Here is a 25,600-nt window from a genome sequence, read left to right as displayed (position 1 = left end):
AGGGGCTGTAAAAAAACTCCCCTAGAAAAAAATCGCCCAGACCGTGAGGTCTGAGCGTTTTTTTGGTATAATTAATTATGCTACTAACTAACAACACCAATGGTAATTATACTATGCGTCAGCTGAAATTACCATTAGAAATTGAAAAATTGATCGATATTTCTGATCCGGTATATACTTTTTGTGAGGTTATGGATCACATTGACTTATCAAGATATTTTGTAGAGAAAGGCTACAAAACAGGTCGTCCAAGATGTGATGTTCAAAAACTTCTTAAAGTTATACTTTTTGCATTTATGGAAAACGGCATCTGTTCTTTACGAGAGATTGAAAAGCTCTGTCATAATGACATTCGCTACATGTATCTTCTCGATGGCATGAAAACGCCTTCCTTTGCTACATTTGGGAACTTAATCCGAAATGAACTAACCGATTCTGTTGAACAGATATTTGCAGACATTAATTCATATATTTTTACAAGAGAGCACGTAGACCTGCAGCACACATACATTGACGGAACAAAAATCGAAGCAAATGCCAATCGGTATACCTGGGTATGGAAAAAATCCTGTGTAAAAAATCGCCAAAATGTTTTTGATAAGATTTCACTTTTGATTGATTCTATGAATCAGGAAGTACTTGGATATTTCGGAATAAAATTTGAAAAACGAGAAGCTTACGCAATTGACTACGTCTCTGAATTACTTACGATATACAAAGAAACAACCGGACTGGATGAAACTTCTTTTGTTTCCGGACGTGGTCATAGAAAAAGCATTCGGCAAAAGCAATGCGAAGAACTGAAAGAATATCTGGAACGTTTAAAATCCTATGCATATCACATCGAGACCTGTGGAGAAGAAAGAAACAGTTATTCGAAAACAGATCATGATGCAACTTTTATGCGTTTAAAACGTGATTACATGGGAAACGATCAGCTGCTTCCTGCCTACAACCTTCAGGCAGCCATCTGTGATGAATACATAGCCGTAATCGACGTAAAACCATATGCATCCGATATGGAATGCTTTGTACCTTTGATGGAAAAATTCAATCGCACATATGGTCATTATCCGAAATATCCGGTTGCTGATGCCGGATACGGTTCTTACAATAATTATCTTTATTGCGAAGAACACAGCATGGAAAAATACATGAAATTTACCATGTACAAAAAAGAAACGACTGACAAAAAATACCATGAAAATCCGTATCGGGCTGTAAACTTTACAAAAGATGCTGATGGAAATCTCTTATGTCCAAACGGTCGAAAATTCATCTTCAAGAGAACACAGCATGTGAAATATAATAAATATGGAAGAACAGAAGAATTATACGAATGTGAATCATGTGAAGGGTGTGCGCATAAACAAGAATGCTGTCCGAAAGCACACAAAAACCGAACGATCCGAATGAATCAGGAATTAACTGCTATTCATCAAGAAGTGCTGCAAAATCTTGAATCCATACATGGTGCTCTATTGAGAATGAACCGAAGTATTCAATCCGAGGGAACTTTTGGTGTATTAAAGTGGGACAAATCGTATAAAAGATTATTCCGGAGAGGCGAGAAAAATGTAATTCTCGAGCTCACACTGATTTCATGTGGATTCAATCTTTATAAATATCATAATAAAAAGCAACGACAGACGAAAGCTGCATAAAACTCAAGTATGATTAACTGAGCTTTATTAAATGCACCATTTTTTATACCCAAAGATGCAGACGTGATCAAAAATAGAAAAATTCATACAAAGAAACGCCAAAACCGACATTTGCCGGAGTTGGCGTTTCTTAATTAGGGACTTATTTTACAGCCCCTTTTTTACGCGAGTAGCGAGAAAAATCGCATGCTTGCGTGCAGATTTGGCGAGCACCGCGATAACTCGAGAAACTCGCAAAGCGTGTTTCTCGTAGTTGCAAGTGGCTTAAAAATGATTTAATCGTCTTCACCATTCATCCAGCTATCAAATTTTTCTAATACTTTATCATAGGTCTGCTGGGAAATATCAGGAAGCTTTCCACCCCAGGCTTTGGTAGCCTGATCGAAGCCCTTTTTAAAAGCATCTGCTAATTCCTGGGCTTTGGACTTATCATTACCGGATAATGCTTTTGCAAAATCTAAAATACGGTCAGAGGTCTGGTTTACACCCCAGTATCCGTCTTCTGCAATATCAGCCTGTGCCTGAGCCTTTACATCAGCAGAAACGGTGAAGTTACCGCCTGCAAGGAAAGACCACATATCATCGGCTTTGCCAATGGCTGCGCCCTGTTTGCTCATCATCTGTTCTACAATTCCGCGAAGCTGTGAAATACGGCTGTCAGAATCAGCTTTCATCTTTGCAATGAGAGCAGAGTTCTGTGTCTTTTGGGAAGAACTGCTCTTGTCACTGGAGCCTTTTTCATAGATAACACCGGTAGAGGTGTCATTCTTCGAAGATTCGGTCTTCTTAGAAGAAACTTTGGAATCTGTGGCAACAGTGGATGCAGCAGATACATAATTGTTAATAGAATTAATTGCCATAATCTTAACCCTCCTTGGTCAAATGCTTACTAAGTATCCATTCTTAGTCTTATTCATATATTTTATCGGTAAGAATGGGACAAAATATAAGAGGAAGAATTGACCTTTTTTAGAAAAAATGATAACATAAATTTGTATCATGTATACAAAATACAGGAGAAAAACAATGGACGAACTTGCAGTAAAAGCACTGGCAAAAATAAATCTTGGATTGGACGTATTACGTCGGAGAGAAGATGGGTATCATGAAGTAAAGATGGTTATGCAGACCATTCATTTATATGACCAGCTTCATCTTAAGAAAATAGAGTCTGGCATACATTTAGAGACAAATCTTGGATTTCTTCCGGTAGATGAAAGTAATCTGGCTTACCGGGCAGCGAGACTTATGAAAGAAAAATATCAGATTGAAGAAGGCATTGATATCCGGTTGAATAAGCGGATTCCTGTTGCTGCCGGGATGGCAGGTGGAAGCACGGATGCCGCAGGTGTTCTTTATGGAATCAATGAATTATTCAATCTTGGAATAAAGCGGAAAGAACTGATGGAGCTGGGCGTTCAGATTGGGGCTGACGTACCGTATTGCATCATGCGTGGTACAGCTTTGGCAGAAGGCATTGGAGAAAAATTAACTTCACTGCCACCGATGGTGAAGTGTCCGGTAGTGATTGCCAAACCGCAGGTCAGTGTATCTACTAAATATGTCTATGAGAATCTGAAGCTGGATGAGCATACACAGCATCCTGACATTGATGCCTTAATACAGAATATCCGCACAAAGGATTTGCCGGCAATTGCAGGTAGTATGGGAAATCTTTTAGAAACGGTTACTGCAAAAAAGTATCCGGAGATAGAGAAGATAAAAGAACTGATGCGGGAAAATGGTGCATTGAATGCCATGATGAGTGGAAGTGGCCCGACAGTATTTGGACTTTTTGATGAACTGGAAACGGCAAAAATGGCAGCAGCGATTGTACGTCAGAGCGGGCTCGCAAGGCAGGTCTTTGTAACAGATATTTATAATAATAGAAGATAAGAACATGCTCTTTATAAAAAAGGGTTGGAGGGTTAATATATGACAGATAATCTGGAATTAAATATGAATGCATATCTTCCTTTGCGAGATGTTGTATTTAATACACTTCGTGAGGCAATATTAAAAGGAGAATTAAAACCGGGTGAAAGACTGATGGAGCTGCAGCTGGCATCTAAGCTTGGAGTCAGCCGGACTCCGATTCGTGAGGCCATCCGGATGTTAGAGCAGGAGGGGCTTGCTGTAACCGTACCGAGAAGAGGAGCCGAGGTTGCCCGCATGACAGAAAAGGACATGGAAGATGTGTTACAAATCCGGGCAGCTTTAGATGAACTGGCAGTGCAGCTTGCAACAGAACAGATTACAGATGAACAGTTTGATGCATTAGAACAGGCAAGACAGAATTTTGAAAATTCTTTAAAAAGTGATGATGTAAAAGAAATTGCACAGGCAGATGTAGCATTTCATGATGCAATTTATAATGCTACCGGAAATGCAAAACTGGTATCCATGCTGAACAATCTGCGGGAGCAGATGTATCGTTACCGTGTAGAATATTTAAAGGACGAGACGATTTATCCGAGATTATTAAAGGAACATAAGGATATTGCAGAGAGTCTTCGCAGGAAGGACAAGTCCCGTGCTTCAGAAACCATGCGGGAGCATGTGAAGAATCAGGCAGAAGCAGTCAAAGATATGATCCGTCAGCAGGAACAAGACTAATAGCATAAAGAAACAGGAATAAAAAAGCAAAATACGGAAACACTAAGGACAGACCGCACAGGGTCTGTCCTTTTTGCATATGTACAGGTGACTGGAAAATCGCATGCTTATATGCAGAGCTGGCGGACATCCGATACTATAAAAATTATGCCAAGGAGTTGATTTATGCAGCAGAAAGAAGAGAAAATCGCAGGGCACACTGCAAAGCATATCGCAGGACACACCGCAGAACATACAACAGAACGTAATGCAGAATACAATGATGAAATTACAACCAGTTTGCAGGAAAATGCTGCACGTTTTCAGAAGATATTTTCCGGGTGTGCAGATATTAAAATGCGAACCATGAAGATTGGACAGAAGCAGCAGATTGCGTGTATGGCAGCATACATAGAGGTAACCGGTGGTGGAGCAATTTTTGAGAAATCTCTCGTTGGCAGGCTTTTAAACGAATTGTGTCATTATAATGAAAAAGAAGTCTATGAGCGGCTGTCGCAGAATGCCCTTGGCTTATCGGATGTTACGCCCTTTGATACTTTTTCGGATGCAGCAGCAGGTCTTTTGACCGGAGATACCATTCTATTTATAGACGGCTATGATAAAGCGTTAAAGATTCCGGATAAGGGATACCCTTCTATGGGAATTTCAGAAGTAAATTCAGAAAAGGTAATCCGGGGCTCTAATGAAGGATTTACCGAGTCCGTAAAAGCGAATACGGCATTAGTACGTAAAAGGATTCGTTCTCCGAAAGTAAAGGTAAAAGAGAAAAAGATAGGGCTGCGCAGTAAGACCAATGTGGATTTGATGTATATGGAGGATTTGATTTATCCCGGAGTTTTAGAGGAGGTAGAAAAGCGGCTTGACGGATTTGAAATTGACGGAGTCTTAGACAGTGGAATCATTGAACAGCTTACAGAAGAAAAATGGTATTCTCCATTTCCGCAGTTTCAGACTACACAGCGGCCGGACCGGGCAGCTATGGCAATTTTAGAGGGAAGGGTAGTGCTGATTGCGGATAATTCACCAATTGCACTGATTCTGCCGACGGATTATAACTCCTTCATACAGACCAGTGATGACTATTACAACCGCTGGGAAATTGCATCATTGGGAAGAATTTTACGTTTTCTGGCTTCTTTTTTTGCCATGACATTACCGGGACTGTATCTTGCGGTCTGTAATTTTCATACACAGATACTGCCGACGAAATTGCTGTTATCCTTTGCTGCAGCAAGACAAGGAGTGCCGTTTCCCGGGGTGGTAGAGGTGCTTTTGATGGAATTATCCTTTGAACTGTTGCGGGAAGCAGGCGTACGCCTTCCGGGAGCTATGGGGAATACCATAGGAATTGTCGGTGGGCTGATTATTGGACAGGCGGCAGTGGAAGCAAATCTGGTCAGTCCTATCGTGGTAATTGTGGTGGCATTTACAGCACTGTGTTCCTTTGCGGTACCCAATGAAGAATTTGCAACAGCATTTCGCATCTTGAAATTTTTCTTTATTGCCATGTGTGCGTGGCTGGGCTTTTTCGGCTTTTTGATGGCTTTACTTGCGGTACTCATTCATCTGTCGCATCTTAAGAGTTTTGGCATTCCATATCTGATGCCCTTTGTAGGCGCAGATGTAACGGATTATCAGGATGAGCGGGACAGTCTGCTGCGTCTGCCATTATATCAACTGCGGCACAGACCGGTTTTTGCGAGACGCCACAATCGTCTGCGGCTTAGGAGGAAAAAGTAATTATGTTTTCAGAGAATCAGAAAATATCAGAGAGGCAGATGGCAAGGCTCCTGATTTTTGATATGTGCGGAATCAGTACGTTGCTGCTTCCCGGACTGTTAGGAAAAATGCTTGGGACAGACGGCGTATTTGCCATATTGCTGGGAGCAGTGCCGGTGTATCTATTTACCTTTCTTCCAGAGCTGCTACAGGAAAAGCGGAAAAACAGTAATACCAGAAATGGCAGTAATACCAGCAATATCAGCAATATCGGGAAAAGTTATCCGGAGATTTTAAAAAAACAAGGCAATGGTTTTATTCGTATTTTTGCATTGTTAGTCTATACAGTCGAGGGAATTCTGCTGGCGGGCTATGGCTTATTTCTTTTAAGTGACCTGATGGTGAGTGAATTGTTAAAGAATAGTTCATTTGTGCTGGCAGCAGTTTTACTAATGCTTTTATGTGGCTATGGAATCTGGCAGGGCATCGAAGGGCGTGCCCGGGTGTATGAAATCCTGTTCTGGTTTGTATTTCTTCCACTTATTTTAATGCTGCTTCTGGCAACAAAGGATGTCAATACGATTTACTGGACTCCGGTAATGGTACATTCCTGGGGAAACTTTGTTAAAGGGACAGCGGCAGTTGTGCTTCTGTATGGCACAATGGCATTTGTTTTGTTTTTACAGCCCTATCTTGCAGAAAATGTCCGTGTAGGACGAACATGCCGGAAAAGCCTTTGTGTTACAGTGATTTTTAATGCTGCAATCTATCTGATTACGCTTGGCATCTTTGGCAGTGGCATGCTGCCGAAAATGAAATATCCGGCAATTACATTAATGAGCATGATAAAACTGCCAGGCGGTTTCTTCGAACGGCAGGATGCCTTTATGGTAGCAATCTGGTTCTTTACAATTTACGCATTTATCAATACCGGAATGTTTTATGCCTCGGATTTGCTGAAAGCTGTATGGCAAAAGGAAGGGCGCCAAAAAGCGGATGGGAAAAATGAAGCGATTCCGGGAAAAGCCGATGCGAAAAGTATAGAAAAATTGATAATACCAAGTGTAATGGTTCTTACATTTGCAGTCACATTACTTTTTTACCGGCTACCGGAGTGGAAAATAATGTTTATATGGATTCAGGCAATTGCATTTCTTCCGTTGACGGTAATTCTTCCGCTGTGCATTGGAGAGATAAGTAAATGCCGGGAAAAGGGATAGTGAAAAAGGATAGCGGAAAAAATGGTGGAAAGGAGCAGCAGTATGAAAAATAGGATCGTGACAATTGTTTCCATGATATTTTTGGCAGTCTTATGCTTTGGCGGCTGTGGAAATACAGAGTTGGAAGAACGGAATTTTCCATTGGCAGCAGCAGTGACTTTGACAAAGGAGAACTATCAGATGGCATTTGGCTTTGAGCAGCTTAAGGATGTGGCAGATGAGAAAAGCGAAAAAGAGAATACATCGGTACTTCTGGCGGAAGGAAAAGACTGCATGGAGCTGTTTTTGCATGCAGATGGGGAAAATCCTGGAGAGATGGATTATAACCATTTAAAGGCATTGATTCTAAACCGGTCGCTTTTAGAGGATGAAAAGCGGCTGGGGGCATTTCTTGGGTATCTGGAAGAGGAAAATCTTTTTTCGAGGAATACGCTGCTTTTTGTTACGGAGGATGAACCGGATCAGGTGATGGAGATGGATACAGTTTTAAAAGAGCCGGTAGGAACTTATCTGAATGAAAGAATTGCCTCGGATGAACGTTTTAAGGACAGTGAGGCAGTTACCCTGGGCAGCCTGTTCCGGATATGGGAAAATGAGAACGAAAATCTGTGGATTCCCTATATTAACTGTGCAGAAGATAAAATGATACTGGAAAAATATTATCTGATGCAGGGCAGGATGGCAGCAGGCAAAGTGGACCGGGAAACGGGAGAACTGGCTTTGCTCTCAGAGCAGAAGATGAAAAGCTACAGCATTTCACTTGAAGATGCAGAAAGTGTAACACTTAGCAATTTATGCTGCAGCTATGCTTTTACGGAGCAGAATGGCCAGGTGACGGAAACCGTTACAATAAAGGCGGATGGAAAGTATCAGGGCAACAGGGAACTGCTGCAGAAAACAAAGCACAGGGATGAAAAATTGGAAGACCTTCATACAGACAGTCAGGATGAAAATGCACTGCTGGAAGTGGAAGCAGAAATAGAGCAGACTTTGGAAGAAAAGATGGATGCCATGACAGAAAAATTGCAACAGAATCAGAATGCAGATGGAACAAACAGTTATTATAAATTAGGGGCATATGCAAGGGATATTTATTTGCAGTTTCAGAAGGATTGGAGCGGTTACCGGAAAAACCTGACAGTGGAATATCATTGGGATGTCACGCTGGTGACATCTCCGTAGGATGCTGGACACCCGGTTACACTGGTAACATTTTTGTAAGATGTCTGGTTCTGGTGATGCTGATGGCAGCCGCTTAGTTCTTAAGTTAATTTATTAATTTGACTTAGATTGGGCAAAAACAGAAAGATTACATTACTTTTTGCCCAAAATGAGTTGCAGAAGGAAGCATAGTCTTTGTTATTTGCTTCTGATTGGGTAAAAAGACTTCATTTTTCTAGAATCTTACCCAAACCGAGAGAACTTCGGAGATAACAGCAGAGGAGATTGGGCAAAAAAGATTCATTTTTCTAGAATCTTACCCAAATCATCTTCACCAGCAACCTTCGCGGGAAAAATTGCAACCACAGCCACATCCCCAAGAGGAAGTCGCAAACTCAACCGTGTCCCTAAAAAGAAAAGTTACAAGCTCAGCCGCATCCCACCAAGAAAAATTTACAACCCCACCACATTTCTACATAAAATTTTCTCCCCCAAAAAGTTATCAAAATGTATAGAAAAAATTTTTTCGGTTATATTCCAGATAGAAAGTCAGAATGGTATGGCTAAAGAAAGCGTAGCAAGGAAAAGAAGAAACAAGAAATCAGAAACATGAAAAGGAGTTTTACCATGAAAGAATATAACCGAAAAAAATTGTATTTAAAAAGAGCGTTGTTCTATGGCATGCTGTTATTACTGTTGGTATTTACGGTGGACAGTGCGAAAAAGGCTTATGAGGGGCGAAGAATGCAGGAGGACATTGCAGAAAAGATTCTGCGTTTCCATGTCAGGGCAAACAGTGATGGGGAAGCAGATCAGGCACTGAAGCTTAAGGTGCGGGATGCTGTTGGAAAAGAAATGGGAGAACTTTTGCAGGATGCTAAGACAGCCGAAGAAAGCAGCCGGATTGCAAGAGAACACTTCCCGGAAATTATACATATTGCAAAAGAAGTCATCCGGCAGGAGGGCTATGATTATCCGGTAGAGGTGAAATTATCTTCCGTGGAGTTCCCGGTAAAGACCTATGGCAGTTATACGTTCCCGGCGGGAACTTATCAGGCACTGGAAGTGATTATCGGAGCAGGCATGGGACATAACTGGTGGTGTGTCATGTATCCGAATATGTGCTTTGAAGGAAGTGTCTATGAGGTTGTGGATGGTAAATCAGAAAAGGTATTGAAGGATACCTTAAGTGAGACGGAATATCAGTCTCTGATGGAAGAGAAGAATTATAAGATTTCATGGAAATGGCTGGATTTCTGGGATAAATAGTGCTATACTGACCTGGATTTCTATAGAAGGAGCGGATTAGATGACAAAAGATGTAATTGTATCAATCAGCGGATTACAGATGCCGGCAGAAGGAGAAGCAGAGCCGGTTGAAGTGATTACAGTAGGGGATTATTACCAGAAAAACGGAAAACATTATGTGCTGTATGAAGAAGTAAATGAAGGTTTTGAAGGAAGCACAAAGAATATAATCAAGATGCAGGAAAACTGTATTGATATTACAAAAAAAGGAGTTTCCAATGTACACATGGTCTTTGAAAAGAACCGGAAAAATATGTCTTATTATGGAACGCCATTTGGAAATCTTCTGGTTGGAATTGATGCAAAGGATATTAAAGTGGAAGAGACAGAACATTGTATTGATGTGCAGATAGATTATGCATTGGAGGTAAACTATGAGCATCTGGCAGACTGTACCATTAAGATGAAGATTGCATCAAAAGAAAAAGGCGAATTCAGTCTTGCGTAGCTGGATGTATAAAAATAGAGCTGGGTGAAAACCCAGCTCTATTTTTATTTTATTTACCAGCTTTTTCTTTTAATTTTGCCATAAAGCCTTTTTTCTTTTTGGCAGGTGCTTCGATAGGACCACGCATTCCTTTTACTGCGGTAATGTAAAGCCCGCTGACAGTAGCTTTTACTTCCTTCTTAACCGGAACGGAATCAAAAATCTGTCCGTCACAGATTAAAGTCATAACCTTTGGACCAACCTTTGCTTTGACGATTGGAAGTTTGGAACGGCGGAGCATTTTCGGAGTCTGGGCAATGACATTTGCCGGAAGACCGGAATCTTTAAGCCGCATTTTCTTCTTATCGATAATCAGCATGGAAATGGTCTGTGCTGCTGCTGCAATCTGGGCATCCTGTTCTTCTTTCTTTTTCTGAGCTCGTTTGCCCACAAAATAAAGAACAATCAGGGCAATAATCATAATAATCAGTATTGTTAATAATACAATCGCAAATTTTGGCACGATGAAAACCTCCTTAAGTAAAATCCAAATATGATTGTATCATTGATTGGCAGGATTGACAACCTGCAAATGCGAAAAATTCTATGAAATGCTTTTATTTTCGGTGAAAATGTGGTATCTTTAGAAAGTATGACTGACTGGAAAAATCCAGCCTTTGAATGAAAGACAGAAGGGAAATAAATATGAAGAAGAAAATAGTAGCAGTATTGTTATGCCTGACACTGGCATTTTCAGTAACTGGCTGTGGAAAAGACAAGAAAAGTGAATCGGTAGAGAATACAGAGAGCACAGAAGTGGTATCCAGTGCGGCAATTGATTTTGATCCGCTTGATTATGTGGAACTGGGCGATTATATGGGATTGTCAGTAGCTTTGACAGAAGATTATTCCGTAAGTGATGATGATGTGAAGACTTTTATTGAGAATAGCGTAATTACCAACTATCCATACTATGTAGATACGGATAAAACAGTGGTAGAGGATGGAGATGCTGTAAATATCGATTATGAAGGATTAAAAGATGGTGTGGCATTCAGCGGTGGAACTGCAACAGATACGGTCTTAGAGATTGGAAGCAATACGTTTATTGACGGCTTCGAAGAAGGACTGATTGGTGCAAAAGTAGGGGATAAAGTAACCTTGAATCTTACATTCCCGGAAAGCTATAAAAATACAGACCTGGCAGGACAGGCGGTTGTGTTTAATGTAACCATCAATAAAATTGTTGAGAAACAGGATATTACTTATGACAATATGACAGATGAATATGTGGCATATGTCAATGCTAAGGCCAGCCTTGGCTATGATACGGTAGATGAGATGAAGGCAGATGCACGCAATTATCTGAAATCTTCTAAGGAATCCTCCAAGAAATCTGCAATCCGTTCTGCAGTAATGGACAAGTTAGGAGAGGTATGTACCGTAAAGGAAATTCCGGATGGACTTCTGGATGCCCGTATGGAAGAGGTAATGGCACAGTATGAATCCTATTACTGCAGCGATGGAAGCAGCCTTAAGGATTATGTGGAAAATACAGCAAATCAGGATTATGATGAATTTGTAAGCAATGTAACTGACGAAGTGACATCAGATCTTAAGACACAGATGATTTTAGAGGCAATTGCAGAAAAGGAAGGCATTGAGTTTGACCAGGATGGCTTTGACAGCTACGTTGGAAATCTTATGAGCAATTACAGTTACAGCGATGAATCCACATTATACAAATCATATGGATTGAGCGCAGACAGCGGAAAAGAATATTTAAAGAAAGTATATGTATGCAATCTGGCACTTCAGAAAGTAGTTGACAGTGCAACTGTTGAAGATGAGGCAGGAACAGAAAATGTTACAGATACTGAATTAAATACAGAAAACTAAAAAGGATTAGAAAATTTTTTATCTAAGGGGGATAGAAAAATGGAACTTGTTGACATCAGAGATTTATTTCACCATCAGGAAGATTATGTAGGTAAGAAGATTACCGTCGGAGGCTGGGTAAGAAGTAACCGTAATTCTAAAAACTTCGGATTTATCGTAGTAAATGACGGAACTTTCTTTGAGCCACTGCAGGTAGTATATGCAGACGGACTGGAGAATTTTCAGGAGCTTACCAAAATTAATGTGGGCGCAGCTATTGTTGTTACCGGAGTGCTGGAAGCTACACCGGAAGCAAAGCAGCCATTTGAAATTCAGGCAGAGGAAATCATAATTGAAGGCGCATCTGCACCGGATTATCCGTTACAGAAGAAACGCCACAGCTTCGAATATTTAAGAACCATTTCACATTTAAGACCACGTACCAATACCTTTGAGGCAGTATTCCGTGTGCGTTCCCTAATTGCATATGCAATTCATAAGTTCTTCCAGGAGAGGGACTTTGTCTATGTACACACTCCGCTGATTACCGGAAGTGACTGTGAGGGTGCCGGGGAAATGTTCCAGGTTACTACCATGGACTTAAATAACATTCCACACAAGGAAGACGGAAGCATTGATTATACACAGGATTTCTTTGGAAAACCAACCAATCTTACCGTAAGTGGACAGTTAAACGGAGAGACCTTTGCACTGGCGTTCAAAAATATTTATACCTTTGGACCAACCTTCAGGGCGGAAAATTCCAATACTACAAGACATGCTGCAGAGTTCTGGATGATTGAGCCGGAAATCGCATTTGCAGATCTGGAAGATGACATGGTACTGGCGGAGAGTATGCTGAAATATATTATTTCCTATGTTATGGAACATGCACCGGAAGAAATGCAGTTCTTTAATTCCTTCGTAGACAAGGGACTGATTGAGCGGCTGAATAATGTATTACATTCCGATTTCGCAAGAGTGACTTATACAGAAGCCATTGAACTTTTGGAGAAGAATAATGATAAATTTGATTACAAGGTATCCTGGGGCTGCGACCTTCAGACCGAGCATGAGCGTTTCTTAACCGAGCAGGTTTTCAAGAGACCGGTATTCGTAACAGATTATCCAAAGGAAATCAAAGCCTTCTATATGAAACTCAATGAAGATGGCAAGACAGTTGCAGCCGTTGACTGTCTGGTACCGGGAATCGGAGAAATTATCGGAGGAAGCCAGAGAGAGGATGACTACGATAAATTATTAGAAAGAATCCATGAACTTGGATTAAAAGAGGAAGATTACAGCTTCTATCTTGATTTACGTAAATATGGTTCTGCAAGACATGCAGGCTTCGGACTTGGATTTGAAAGATGCGTTATGTATCTTACCGGTATGGCAAACATCCGTGATGTCATTCCGTTCCCAAGAACCGTTAACACCTGTGAATTGTAAGAGCAGCAGGTTATAAAAGAAGTATATAGAAGAAGGGCGTATGAAAAAACTTTCGTTTTTTCATACGCCCTTCTTTTGAATCATGGATTGATTTTATATAAGATAAATAAAGGGAGGTATTTTGCTTAACCCATAATTACTTCAACAGTAACTTCTTTCTTAGACGGATCAAATGGAATCATATTGCCATCAGCAATAGCACCATCTACTGTAAGAACCTTGACACCTTTCTGTACACCATTTGGATTCTTTACCTGGATGTGATAAGTTACACCACGGAAATCACGTTTTGCGGTAAAACCGGATAAAGTAGATGGAATACATGGATCAATTACAAGACCATCATAATCCGGACGGATACCTAAGATATACTGGGATACATCAAGGAAGGTCCATGCAGCAGTACCGGTAAGCCAGCTGTTCTTTGCTTCACCGAAGTTTGGAGCATCTTTTCCGGCAATCATCTGAGAGTACACATATGGTTCAGTGCGGTGAATTTCGCTGATATCTTCGATATAAGCAGGACAGGTTCTGGTGTATACCTGCCATGCACGGTCGCCACGTCCAACGACTGTTTCTGCAATGGAAATCCATGGATTGTTATGACAGAAGATACCTGCATTTTCTTTGTATCCAGGTGGATAGGAAGAAATTTCACCGAGCTCTACATGGTATTTGTGATAAGGTGGCTGCAGCAGCACAATACCGTATTTAGTATCTAAGTATTTTTCAACAGACTGCATTGCCTGAAGACAATTGCCTTCTTTCAGGCCGATTTCGGCCATAACACAGAATCCCTGCGGCTCGATAAAGATTTTACCGTCGTCACATTCTTTGGAACCGATTTTCTGTTTGTAGTGGTCGTAAGCTCTTAAGAACCATTCGCCATCCCAGCCGGCATCGAGAACGGTTTTTTCCATGGAAACAATTGCTTCTTCTGCTTCTTTGGCTTCTTCTTCCAGACCTTTGTGTTTGCAGATTTCTACATAATCTTTACCATATTTTACAAACATGCCTGCGATAAATACAGATTCTGCATTTGGCCCCTCAGATGGTCCGAAGGTCTGGAAGGATTCACCCGGCTCTTCTGAGAAGCAGTTTAAGTTCAGACAGTCATTCCAGTCAGCACGTCCAATCAGAGGAAGTCCATGTGGTCCTAAGTGTGTTCTGGTATAGTTGAAGGAACGTCTTAAATGTTCCATAAAATCGGTTGATTTGCTTTCGTCATTATCATAAGGAGTGATTTCATCTAAAATGGAGTAATCTCCGGTCTCCTTGATATAAGCAGCAGTACCGGCAATGAGCCATAACGGGTCATCATTGAATCCGCTTCCAATATCAGCATTTCCTTTTTTGGTAAGTGGCTGATACTGATGGTAAGCACTTCCATCCACAAACTGGGTGGATGCGATATCTAAAATACGCTGTCTTGCACGGTCCGGAATCAGATGAACAAATCCTAAAAGATCCTGACAGGAATCACGGAAGCCCATGCCTCGTCCAATTCCGGATTCGAAATAGGAAGCGGAACGTGACATATTAAAGGTAACCATACACTGATATTGATGCCAGATGTTTACCATACGGTCTAACTTCTCTTCGGAAGAAGATACGGTAAAGTGGTTTAAAAGGTTATTCCAGTATTCTTTTAATTCTGCTAAAGCAGCGTCAGCTTTTTCTGTGGTATCAAAACGTTTTAATAATTCTTCTGCCGGTTTTCTGTTGATGCATCCGTTTTCAGCAGGACCATCCCATTTCTCGGCAACCGGATTCTCTACATAACCCAGTACAAAAACAAAGGATTTTGATTCGCCCGGTGCAAGAGAAACCTTGATATGGTGGGAACCAATCGGAGACCAGCCGCTTGCTACAGAGTTCTTAGAGGTTCCGTTTATGACAACTTCCGGCGCGGAATTTTCGCCATAAGCACCAAGGAAAGATTCACGGTCGGTATCGAATCCGGCAAGCTGGGTATTTACAGCATATACCGCATAATGATTACGGCGTTCGCGGTATTCTGTCTTATGATAAAGGGCAGAGCCGTGAATTTCCACTTCACCGGTACTGAAGTTACGCTGGAAGTTTGTCATATCATCCATGGCATTCCACAGACAGAATTCTACATAAGAGAATACGGAAATTTCTTTGTGTTCACTGCCGTGGTTGGTCAGTGTCAGTTTGTTAATCTCACAGGTATTTCCCATAGGAACAAACATGGTCAGCTCTGCGGATAACTGATTTTTGCTTCCTTCAAAAACAGAGTAGCCTAATCCATGCCGGCACTGATAGGAATCTAATTCAGTCTTGGCTGGCATCCATCCCGGATTCCAGATGGTGTCACCGTCTTTGATATAGTAATAATGTCCATTGCTGTCATAAGGAATATTGTTGTAACGATATCTTGTAAGACGAAGGAGCTTGGCATCTTTATAGAAACTGTATCCTCCGCAGGTGTTAGAAACCAGTGAAAAGAAATCTTCACATCCTAAATAGTTGATCCATGGAAGTGGAGTCTTTGGGGAAGTGATGACATATTCTTTCGCTGCATCATCGAAATGTCCAAATTTCATAATTAAATAACCTCCTTAAATGCAATAAACTCGAAAACGATTAAGAGAGGTATTTCTTTAGATTGAGTATAATATAAGAATCAGGAAAAAGCAACAGAAATATTGATGAAATGCTTATTTCATTGAGATGAAGGCAAAAAAACGGCTTTGTATATCGTCCAGCAGGCAGGTAAAACAATAACGATTAAGTAAAAAGATAGGTTGAAATTCGGCTTGATGTAGAAGAAAGAAAACAAGATTAGTAAAAAATGCACAAAACTGATGAATTAAAACTGGATAACTATTACAAATATACAAAAAAAGGTTGCATTTCACACTGAATATGTTATGATAAAGCTACGAAAACGATTAAGAAAAGCAACTCGATACAGTGAGGTGCAAAAGATGGTATCTTTAAAAGACATTGCGAAAGAATGTGGTGTATCAACTGCAACAGTTAGCAAAGCACTGAATGGACAACATGATATTGGAGAAGAAACAAAAGCAAGAGTAAGAGAGACAGCAGAGCGGATGGGGTATTTTCCAAATGCAGCTGCCAGAGCATTAAAGACCAACCGTTCCTACAACGTAGGAGTCCTGTTTCAGGAAGAAGCAGGAAGTGGTCTGACACATGAATATTTTTCAGGTGTGCTAAATGGAATTAAGGTGCAGGTTGAGAAGATGGGATATGATGTAACATTTATCAACAACAGTTACGGAGTAAAGAAAACCTCATTTTTTGAACATTGCAGATACCGGAACTTTGAAGGAATCGTTATCGTGTGTGCTGATTTTGCCAGCCAGGGAGTGCTTGAATTAATGAACAGTGCATTCCCGGTAGTGACCATTGATTATACACATTACAATTGCACAGCAGTTTGTTCCAATAATGTAAAAGGAATGGAAGAGCTGCTGAAGTATATATATAAGAAGGGTCACCGAAAAATTGCTTACATACATGGACAGAAAAACTCGAATGTAACAAGAGAAAGACTTACAAGCTTTTACCGGACGATGGAAGAACTTCATATTAAGGTAAATGAAGATTACATTCGGGAAGCTGCTTATCTGGAAACAAAGGGAGCGGCGGAGCAGACAGAAATCTTACTTGATATGGATGACCCGCCAACCTGTATTCTTTATCCGGATGACACCTCTTTAATCGGAGGAAAAAACGTGATTATGGAACGTGGGATGCATATTCCGGAAGATGTTTCCATTGCAGGATATGACGGAACAAGAATTTCCCAGTTATCTCATCCGAGAATCACAACGATTCGTCAGGATACAGAAGAAATAGGAAGAGAAGCAGCCAGGCGTCTGATTGATGCCATCGAGAAACCGAGAACTACTCTCATAGAGAGAGTCGTTATAGAGGGCACATTGATTACCGGACAGTCGGTAGGAGAGCTGCCTGAAAACAACATCCAAAAGGATGACGAATAAGAAGGAGGAGAACTCAATGAAAAAGAAACTTATCAGTACTTTATTATGCGTATCCATGGTAGCAGCTATGGTAGCTGGATGTGGATCAGGGGATGACACAAAGGATGCGAACAATGATGCATCCAACACAGAAGGAACAGCAGATGCAGATACGGACACAGACAGTGGTTCTGATTCTACAGAAGTAGAGAACACCATCACCGGTGATCCAAGTGCAGATGATGCATTCGTAGTATGGGGCTGGAACGACGATATCAAGAATATCTTAGATGGACCGTTTGCAGAGCAGTACCCAGACCTTGCAAAACGTATCGTATTCGTAAATGCAGGTGGATCTGATTATTATCAGACAAAGATTGATGAAATCTTAGATGATCCTGATAATGAATTGTATCCAGACCTTATGGGACTTGAGGTTGACTACGTTTTGAAATATGTAAACAGCGACTGGCTGACCTCAGTTGGTGACTGCGGAATTACAGCAGATGATTATGCAAATCAGTATCAGTACAATCTGGATCTTGGTACCGTAAGTGGTGAGGATTCATCTGATGCAAACAATGTAAAAGCATTATTCTGGCAGGCTACTCCTGGATGCTTCCAGTTAAGAGCTGATCTTTGTGAGAAATACCTTGGAACAACTGATCCTGCTGAATTAAGCACAATGTTCTCTACATGGGATGGAATCCTGGAAGCAGCAAGAAAAGTAAATGATGCATCAAGCGGAAAATGTAAACTGTTCTCTGGTTATGATGAGTGTTTCCGTGTACTTTCTAACTCAAGAGCAACTGGTTGGTATGGCGATGACGATGTAATTACTGTAGATGACAATATGACAGAGTACATGGATCTTGCTAAGACAATGGTAGACGAAGGATTAACCTATGAAACAGACCAGTGGTCAACAGACTGGTATGCAAACATGGAAGGTGACGGCGAGACATCTAATGCAGCAGTTGCTTACTGTGGATGCCCATGGTTCACATACTGGAGCTTAAAAGATACCTGGAAAGGTAACACAATCCTTGTAAATGCTCCGGAACAGTTCTATTGGGGTGGTACAGGACTTGCAGCAACAGTTAACTGTGCAGACAAAGAAATGGCTGGAACAATTATCAAAGCATTTACCTGTGACACAGACTTCATGGTATCTATCAATGCCAAGAACAGTGATTTCGTAAACAACAAAGAAGCTGTTAAGAAGATTTCTGAAGCAGGCGCAACATGTGACTACTTATATGAAGCAGCTGGTCAGGACATCATGGCATTCTACTTACCAATGGCTGATTCCATCAGTGCTAAGAATGCAACAGCAGAAGATCAGAACATCAACTCTGCTTGGGCTACTCAGGTGAAAGAGTATGCAGCAGGAAACAAGGATAAGGATACTGCAATCGCAGATTTCAAATCCGCAGTACATGACTCCTATTCATACTTAAAAGCTGAATAATCAGTAAAAGAACAATAACTATGCTGCCCTTTCCGGCATGGGAAGGGCAGCATTTATAAACAAAACTATTGGAGAGTTATTTTAAAATATAGGGAAATGGAAGATGGATTGAGAGGAGTTGGCAAAGATGGACAAAAAGAAAAAACGTAAACATATTGAATATGGCAGATATGGATACTTCTTTATCGCCCCATTCTTCATTGCATATTGTCTGTTTCAGTTATGGCCGTTATTTAATACATTTTACTATAGTACATTAAGCTACTATAAGAGAAACGGTAGAGAATTTATTGAATTTTGCGGATTAGACAATTTCAAAAATATTCTCGGGCTGACAGCCGGTGAAAAAGGATATGCATTGATTTATTTGAAAAATACACTGGCAATGTGGGTATGCAACTTTATTCCACAGATTTTAGTTTCATTGTTACTGGCAGTATGGCTGACTGATAACATTGTAAAATTAAAAGCTCAGGGCGCATACAAAATTATTATTTACTTACCAAGTATTATCACAGCAGCGTCTGTATCTGTTTTATTCAATGCAATGTTTTCCCAGTATGGACCAATTACACAGACTTTACGTGATATGGGAATCATTTCACAGAAATTTAACTTTATGACAAGCGTCGGCGGAACGCGGGGGTTAGTATCATTTATCCTCTTCTGGATGTGGTATGGAAATACAACCCTGTTGCTGATATCAGGAGTTTTGGGAATTGACCCAAGTCTTTATGAAGCAGCAGACATCGATGGAGCAACCGGATGGAAGAAATTCCGTTACTTAACACTTCCATTATTAAAACCGATTATGTTATACGTATTGATTACTTCCGCAATCGGTGGTTTACAGATGTACGATATTCCGGCATTATTCAATGTCAGTAAGTCAGGTCTTATCGGACAGCCGGATGATTCATCCACAACAATGGCAATGTACATCATGAGATTATATCAGAGTGATGTAGGTAAGGCAGCAGCAGTATCTGTATTCCTGTTTATTCTGACCTTGATTATCAGTCTTATCTTCTTCGGAACGATGACGGATCGGAGCGAGAAGAAATATAAGAAAGGAGGGAATCGATAATGGCAAGTTTTGATATGGCAATGAGCGGACAGACATCCCAGCCAAAACAGAAAAGTTATTCGAAAGTATTACATACAAAAAGAGCAATCCGAGGTTTGATTTGTATCCTCTTCTGTCTCCTTAGTTTACTGCCATTCCTTTTAATGGTTATGAATGCGACCAGAACTTCTGGAGATATTCAGGCAGGTGTATCCTTGATTCCTTCCTCCCACCTGATGGAGAACTGGAACATGCTTCTTCAGAAGCAGAATGGTATGAGATTAACATTAGGAAGAGCAATGTTGAACTCCTTATGCATCACAGTACCAGGTACCTTCCTTGCAGTATATTGTTCCTGTATGACAGCTTATGGAATTCATGTATATAACTTCAAAGCAAAGAAGTTTGCATGGGCGTTCATCATGGCAATCATGATGGTGCCGAACCAGATTACAATCATTGGTTTCTACCGTTTTATGTTAAAACTGAATCTGGTAGATACTTATATCCCATTGATTATTCCTTGTATCGCAGCACCGGCAGTTGTATTCTTCATGAAACAGTATATGGAAAGTACCTTATCCATTGAAATGATTGAAGCTGCACGAATTGACGGAGCAAGAGAATTCCGGATTTTCAATACCATTATCATGCCGATTATGAAACCGGCAGTAGCAACACAGGCAATCTTCCAGTTTATTGCACAATGGAATAACCTCTTTACCCCAACCATTATGTTAACAACTGATGAGAAGAAAACACTTCCATTGTTTGTACAGATGCTGACATCTGATCAGTTCCGTGTAGATTACGGTGTTGTATATGTAGGCCTTACCGTAACGGTACTTCCATTAATTATTGCTTACCTCATCCTTTCAAAATACATTGTAGCAGGTGTAGCACTTGGTGGTGTAAAGGGCTAAAAACAAAGATAATTCTTTTTTCCATTTCCTCATACAAAATATAATTAAGCGCGAAGAGAGGTTGCCGAAAGGCAGCCTCTCTTTGTGTGTATACAATCGCTTGCAATTAGACAAGTTCTGTGATACACTTTCAAACGTTGCAAGTACCCCGTAAAACCAAGGTCTTAGGGGAAGAAGAAACCGAGTGTTCGAGACCTTCCACTCGTAAAACAAAACTAGAGGAGACAAAAGAATATGAGAAACAAAAAAGTATTATTTATTGTGCAGGCTGCGTTAATTGCAGCAATCTATGTGGCACTGACTTATCTTAGCAGTATTGCAGGACTGGCATCCGGTACGATTCAGGTGCGTATTTCAGAAGCATTATGTATTCTGCCAGTATTTACAACTGCAGCAATTCCGGGATTATGGCTGGGATGTTTTCTGGCAAATATGCTGACAGGCGGTATTCCGGTGGATGTTGTGTGCGGAAGCATTGCAACTTTGATTGGAGCATTTGGAACTTATGCATTAAGAAAGCATAAATTCGCATGTACATGGCCGCCGGTTATTGCAAATATGGTGATTGTACCTTTTGTATTACGCTATGGTTATGGCTTTATTACAGAATATAAGGGCGTTGACTGGTCGATTCCATTTAATGCACTTACTGTTGGAATCGGAGAAGTTATCACTTGTGTGATTTTAGGCAGTGTATTACTCCGGGTACTGAATAAGTACCGCAATGTAATCTTTCATGAATAATATTAAAATAATACTTGCAATTTAAAATGCCATAAAATATAATGGTTTTAGACCAAAGAGGGTATATTCGAAAGAATATGCCCTCTTTTTACATCTGAAAAATACTTAAAGAGGGTGATTGATTGAAAACATTAGAGACAAATGACTGGATGATTTTAAATAGTATTATTTATAAGATTTATACGACGGAAGATGCAGATATTATGCGGGAGCAGTTCTTAGAGCAGATGAAGATGGTGCTGGATTTTGACAGTGCAGATTTTTTCCTGGCAGACAGAAAAGAAAGCAAGCATCTGATAAGACCAGTCACTTATAATTGTGATGATGAATCCCCGATGTATGATGAAATGAATTCGAACCGCGGAATTGTATATAGCGGAAAGAGCCTGGTGTACCGGGAAACTGATATGATATCGGATGAAAAAAGGGTACAGACAGAATATTATCAGAAGGTGTACCGGCCAAATAACTGGCATTATGCAATCCAGATGATATTGGGAAGAAATAAAGAATTTTTAGGTGTTGTCACTTTTTACCGGACAATCGGAAAAGATAATTTCCAGTATGATGACATTTTTATTCTGGACATGTTAAAAGACCATCTGGCATTCCGGTTATATAAGGACGGACAGCAAAAGGATGAAAGGGCAGAGAAACTTACGATAACAGAAGTAACAGAGAAATATGAACTGACAAAGCGGGAACATACGATATTGCAGCTTTTGATGCAGGGAAAGGATAATCATACCATCTGTGAAGAATTGTCCATAAGCGTAAATACATTAAAAAAGCACATTTTGAATATCTATCGGAAGCTTGGTATCAGAAACCGTGTTCAGATGTTTAAAATGATTAAAGAAAAAGAGTGATTTTTCTATATCGAAAATCTGATGGATATTTTTGCATTGCCGGAAGAGGAAGCAGAAAATTTATTGCAGGGTGGTAAAGAACAGTAAAATATATATTAGAATAGCATGATTTAAGGAGAAGGTTCGCTATTGTTATAACCGATGGAAAGGGGCAATAGGGAATCTTTTTTTTACTTTACTTTACTTTACAGGAAATTGCTTTCCTGTAAAGTAAAAAACGCTCCGCGAGGATGCACACTGCGGCGTATAAGGTAGATGTCGCAAGCGACCGCCGCAGGCACGAGAAAGTGCCAAGGCACATTCTTTGTTACGATAAACTTGAAAATATGTTTCAAGTAGTTTATGGCAGGAGCAGAATTTGACAATCTGGGGTATAATAATTGAAGAAGAAAAGAGAATGAGGAAGATGATATGATAGAATTTAGACCAATAACCATAGATGACAGAGACTGGATGAGTGAAAAGCTTAGGGAAGATAACCGACAGGGCTGCGAATACAGCTTTGCAAATAACTTTATCTGGTCTGTGATATATAAAGTGGAAGTGGCAGAAGTCTGCGGCTGCTGCGTGATAAAATTCGATGCAGAAGGGGAAGACTGTTATGCATTCCCAATTGGAGCCGGAGATAAGAAGGCAGCAATTATGCAGCTCCTTACACATGCAAAAGAAGATAACAGCAAGCTCTATATTGAAAGTATTGAGGAGGCAGACCGGGAGTTTTTAGAAACGTATTTTTCCGGTATTTTTCAGATCGAAGAAAACAGGGACAGCTTTGATTATATTTATACAGTGGACAAGCTGACCAGTCTGGCAGGAAAGAAGCTTCATGGCAAACGAAATCACATTGCAAGATTTAAAGATGACGAGGATTGGAGTTATGAGCCAATGACAGCGGAAAATAAGCAGGAATGCTATGCTATGAATCTTAAGTGGTGCGACCGGAGAGCCTGCAAGTGGAATGAGGATATGAGTGATGAGCAGTGTGCCCTGAATCAGGCAATGAAATATTTTGATGCGCTGCATTTAGAGGGCGGCATATTGCGCAAGGCTGGAGAAATCGTAGCATTTACCATAGGAGAACGATTAAATTCCGATACTTATGTAGTGCATTTTGAAAAAGCATTTCCGGAAATACAGGGTGCTTATCCGATGATTAACCAGCAGTTCGTAATGCATAATTGTCAGGAGTATAGTTATGTAAACCGAGAAGATGATGCCGGGGATGAAGGACTGCGAAAGGCAAAATTATCCTATTATCCTGATATTTTGCTGAAAAATTATACTGCACGGGAGATTTAAGATGGAAATACGGTTTGCAACAAAAGAGATGATTCCACAGATAAAAGAGATTTGGCATCGGTGCTTCGGGGATGAAGAAGACTATATGGAATTCTATTTCACGCACCGGTTTACGGAAGAAAATATGCTGGTGTGTATGGAAGATAAGAAGCCTGTGGCAATGACAACATTTCTTAAGGCGTATCTTGTGACCGGGGAAGGTGAGATACCGGTACATTATGCTTATGCAGTAGCAACCCTGCCGGAATACCGGGACAGGGGCTATGCAAAAATGCTGTTAGAAAAAGGAAAACAGCATTTTCAGACACCGATTGTCTTAGAACCAGCCAGCGAAAGCCTCATATACTATTATGAGAAGCTGGGATTCCGTATGGCATTTTGCGTAGCAGAGCGAACCATTCTTCCGGATGAAATTGCAGAAGCAAAGGGGGAAGAAAAAGGGCAGCAGGAATACTGGCTGCTTACGGTGACACCGGATGAGTATGTGCAGCTTCGGGATGCTTATTTTATGGGAAATGGTTATATCCGCTGGGATAAGGATGCAATCACTTATGCGTTGCTGGAAAATGACTATGCAGATGGTTATGCTTATAAAGTGCAGCACCATGGCAGAGAGGAGCTTTTATTATTCAGGGAAGAGGAAAATGCAATCGAAGTATTGGAGACAACTTTATCAGAGCAGGATTTGCTGGCGGTATTAAAGCGTCTTCGGATAAAAGTTCTGGTCAGAGTCAGAAAATCTTTGGCGGCAGTTGAAAGAGAAGAACGAGTCGGAAATGATAAAAAAGAATCGGGCTATCAGAAAAAAGATTTTGGCATGATAACCGGCTGTGATGAGGCGGAGAATGGGTACTTGAATCTTACGCTGGAGTAGAAACTTTATGAGATAAATTCCATATGAGAGAAGAATTTTATAAGAAGATAATGAAATGCAGCTTTAGAATAGCAAGTGTGAAAGGAGGTTTTATATGATTGGAGTATATATCTGGATTCCGTTTGTAGGAACATTTTTAGGGGCGGCCTGTGTGCTGTTTATGACTGGGGAGTTGAAGCCGCTGGTGCAGAAATCCCTGCTGGGATTTGCATCCGGAGTCATGGTGGCAGCGTCGGTATGGTCGCTATTGATTCCGTCTTTGGAATTGTCAGAAGAAATGGGAAGGTTGTCATTTATTCCGGCAGCAGTTGGATTTGCCCTTGGAATTGCATTTTTGCTGATTTTGGATAGGATTATTCCGCATTTACATTTAAACAGTGATGAGCCGGAGGGAATTAAAGCACACCTAAAAAAAACAACCATGCTGGTACTGGCAGTTACCTTACATAATATTCCGGAAGGAATGGCAGTGGGAGTGGTATTCGCAGGATTTCTGATGGGCAGCGGAAATATTACTTTGACAGGAGCACTTGCCCTGGCAATCGGTATTGCCATTCAGAATTTCCCGGAGGGTGCAATTATATCATTGCCGCTTCGCAGTGAAGGAACCGGAAAAGGAAAAGCATTTCTTTACGGTGCACTGTCTGGCATTGTAGAGCCGATAGCTGCAATTATAACCATTGCAGCAGCATCCATAGTGATTCCGATTCTGCCGTATCTGTTATCGTTTGCAGCAGGCGCCATGATTTATGTGGTAATCGAGGAATTGCTGCCGGAGGCATCCACAGGCAGCCATTCGAATATTGCAACCATATGGTTTTCAGTAGGATTTCTGCTGATGATGATACTGGATGTGGCGCTGGGATAGAAAATCCCGGATAGCTGATAATTTGAGGAACATCTCATTTTTATCAGGTATCCGGGATTTTTTGTTA

At 40.7% G+C, this 25,600-nt stretch carries 22 protein-coding genes; 19 read left to right on the top strand and 3 right to left on the bottom strand.

The genetic code is table 11. The features are described 5' to 3' along the window. The first annotated feature begins 77 nt into the window (after positions 1-77). Entirely contained in the window at positions 78-1,664 is a 1,587-nt protein-coding gene (locus OCV43_RS08880; RefSeq protein ID WP_177647217.1) for a transposase, read from the top strand. A 275-nt stretch (positions 1,665-1,939) separates the two neighbouring features. On the opposite strand, the gene OCV43_RS08875 is transcribed toward OCV43_RS08880, so the two are convergent. Then, positions 1,940-2,524: a hypothetical protein gene (locus OCV43_RS08875; protein ID WP_022243716.1), complete on the bottom strand. Its 585-nt coding sequence runs from the start codon at positions 2,522-2,524 to the stop codon at positions 1,940-1,942. 166 nt (positions 2,525-2,690) lie between these two features. Here OCV43_RS08875 and ispE point away from each other — a divergent pair, with 166 nt between their 5' ends. From ispE to OCV43_RS08840, 7 genes are all read left to right on the top strand, one after another. Next, positions 2,691-3,560 carry a 4-(cytidine 5'-diphospho)-2-C-methyl-D-erythritol kinase gene (gene ispE, locus OCV43_RS08870; RefSeq protein WP_022243715.1) on the top strand — a complete coding sequence of 290 codons (870 nt, stop codon included), beginning with the start codon at positions 2,691-2,693 and terminating at the stop codon, positions 3,558-3,560. Positions 3,561-3,599: 39 nt separating this feature from the next. Then, on the top strand, positions 3,600-4,280 hold the full coding sequence (locus OCV43_RS08865) for a GntR family transcriptional regulator (protein ID WP_022243714.1): 681 nt from the start codon (positions 3,600-3,602) through the stop codon (positions 4,278-4,280). A 165-nt stretch (positions 4,281-4,445) separates the two neighbouring features. Continuing rightward, positions 4,446-6,020: a spore germination protein gene (locus OCV43_RS08860; RefSeq protein WP_022243713.1), complete on the top strand. Its 1,575-nt coding sequence runs from the start codon at positions 4,446-4,448 to the stop codon at positions 6,018-6,020. A 2-nt stretch (positions 6,021-6,022) separates the two neighbouring features. Further along, a complete protein-coding gene (locus OCV43_RS08855; RefSeq protein ID WP_262623883.1) occupies positions 6,023-7,219 on the top strand; it encodes a GerAB/ArcD/ProY family transporter in 1,197 nt (398 codons plus the stop codon). A gap of 42 nt (positions 7,220-7,261) precedes the next feature. After that, the gene (locus OCV43_RS08850) at positions 7,262-8,401 is read left to right on the top strand and encodes a Ger(x)C family spore germination protein (protein WP_158561837.1); all 1,140 of its coding nucleotides are present in this window, start codon (positions 7,262-7,264) and stop codon (positions 8,399-8,401) included. A gap of 606 nt (positions 8,402-9,007) precedes the next feature. Beyond that, positions 9,008-9,649, top strand: a complete 642-nt coding sequence (gene spoIIR, locus OCV43_RS08845; protein WP_022243710.1) for a stage II sporulation protein R — start codon at positions 9,008-9,010, stop codon at positions 9,647-9,649. A 40-nt stretch (positions 9,650-9,689) separates the two neighbouring features. Beyond that, on the top strand, positions 9,690-10,136 hold the full coding sequence (locus OCV43_RS08840; protein ID WP_118057301.1) for a YwiB family protein: 447 nt from the start codon (positions 9,690-9,692) through the stop codon (positions 10,134-10,136). 49 nt (positions 10,137-10,185) lie between these two features. Here the strand turns inward: OCV43_RS08840 and OCV43_RS08835 are convergent, their stop codons facing one another. Beyond that, positions 10,186-10,596: a hypothetical protein gene (locus OCV43_RS08835; protein ID WP_117698024.1), complete on the bottom strand. Its 411-nt coding sequence runs from the start codon at positions 10,594-10,596 to the stop codon at positions 10,186-10,188. A 224-nt stretch (positions 10,597-10,820) separates the two neighbouring features. Here OCV43_RS08835 and tig point away from each other — a divergent pair, with 224 nt between their 5' ends. Continuing rightward, the gene (gene tig / locus OCV43_RS08830; protein ID WP_262623882.1) at positions 10,821-12,014 is read left to right on the top strand and encodes a trigger factor; all 1,194 of its coding nucleotides are present in this window, start codon (positions 10,821-10,823) and stop codon (positions 12,012-12,014) included. 39 nt (positions 12,015-12,053) lie between these two features. Further along, on the top strand, positions 12,054-13,445 hold the full coding sequence (gene asnS / locus OCV43_RS08825) for an asparagine--tRNA ligase (RefSeq protein ID WP_022243706.1): 1,392 nt from the start codon (positions 12,054-12,056) through the stop codon (positions 13,443-13,445). 125 nt (positions 13,446-13,570) lie between these two features. Here the strand turns inward: asnS and OCV43_RS08820 are convergent, their stop codons facing one another. Then, on the bottom strand, positions 13,571-16,015 hold the full coding sequence (locus tag OCV43_RS08820) for a glycoside hydrolase family 94 protein (protein WP_262623881.1): 2,445 nt from the start codon (positions 16,013-16,015) through the stop codon (positions 13,571-13,573). A gap of 384 nt (positions 16,016-16,399) precedes the next feature. On the opposite strand from OCV43_RS08820, the gene OCV43_RS08815 reads away from it, so the two are divergent. From OCV43_RS08815 to OCV43_RS08775, 9 genes are all read left to right on the top strand, one after another. Continuing rightward, positions 16,400-17,440, top strand: a complete 1,041-nt coding sequence (locus tag OCV43_RS08815) for a LacI family DNA-binding transcriptional regulator (protein WP_022243704.1) — start codon at positions 16,400-16,402, stop codon at positions 17,438-17,440. Between the two features lie 16 nt (positions 17,441-17,456). Continuing rightward, on the top strand, positions 17,457-18,890 hold the full coding sequence (locus tag OCV43_RS08810) for a hypothetical protein (protein WP_262623880.1): 1,434 nt from the start codon (positions 17,457-17,459) through the stop codon (positions 18,888-18,890). A 127-nt stretch (positions 18,891-19,017) separates the two neighbouring features. Next, on the top strand, positions 19,018-19,977 hold the full coding sequence (locus OCV43_RS08805; protein WP_262623879.1) for a carbohydrate ABC transporter permease: 960 nt from the start codon (positions 19,018-19,020) through the stop codon (positions 19,975-19,977). Further along, positions 19,977-20,879, top strand: coding sequence for a carbohydrate ABC transporter permease (locus OCV43_RS08800; RefSeq protein WP_022243701.1), 903 nt, complete (start codon positions 19,977-19,979; stop codon positions 20,877-20,879). The genes OCV43_RS08805 and OCV43_RS08800 overlap by 1 nt, the downstream gene beginning before the upstream one ends. 234 nt (positions 20,880-21,113) lie before the next feature. Then, positions 21,114-21,623 carry a QueT transporter family protein gene (locus tag OCV43_RS08795; RefSeq protein ID WP_022243700.1) on the top strand — a complete coding sequence of 170 codons (510 nt, stop codon included), beginning with the start codon at positions 21,114-21,116 and terminating at the stop codon, positions 21,621-21,623. A 122-nt stretch (positions 21,624-21,745) separates the two neighbouring features. Then, positions 21,746-22,492 carry a helix-turn-helix domain-containing protein gene (locus OCV43_RS08790; protein ID WP_262623878.1) on the top strand — a complete coding sequence of 249 codons (747 nt, stop codon included), beginning with the start codon at positions 21,746-21,748 and terminating at the stop codon, positions 22,490-22,492. 411 nt (positions 22,493-22,903) lie between these two features. Further along, positions 22,904-23,791 (top strand): DUF2156 domain-containing protein, encoded by an 888-nt coding sequence (locus OCV43_RS08785; RefSeq protein WP_262623877.1) that lies wholly within the window; start codon positions 22,904-22,906, stop codon positions 23,789-23,791. Between the two features lies 1 nt (position 23,792). Beyond that, positions 23,793-24,665: a GNAT family N-acetyltransferase gene (locus OCV43_RS08780; protein WP_262623876.1), complete on the top strand. Its 873-nt coding sequence runs from the start codon at positions 23,793-23,795 to the stop codon at positions 24,663-24,665. A gap of 94 nt (positions 24,666-24,759) precedes the next feature. Beyond that, a complete protein-coding gene (locus OCV43_RS08775; RefSeq protein WP_262623875.1) occupies positions 24,760-25,533 on the top strand; it encodes a ZIP family metal transporter in 774 nt (257 codons plus the stop codon). Positions 25,534-25,600: the final 67 nt, after the last annotated feature.

Origin of the sequence: Roseburia amylophila, from assembly GCF_025567465.1 — a bacterium.
Lineage (GTDB): Bacteria > Bacillota > Clostridia > Lachnospirales > Lachnospiraceae > Roseburia_C > Roseburia_C amylophila.
Note: the sequence above shows the minus strand (reverse complement) of the source record. Positions and strands in the feature narration are given on the sequence as shown.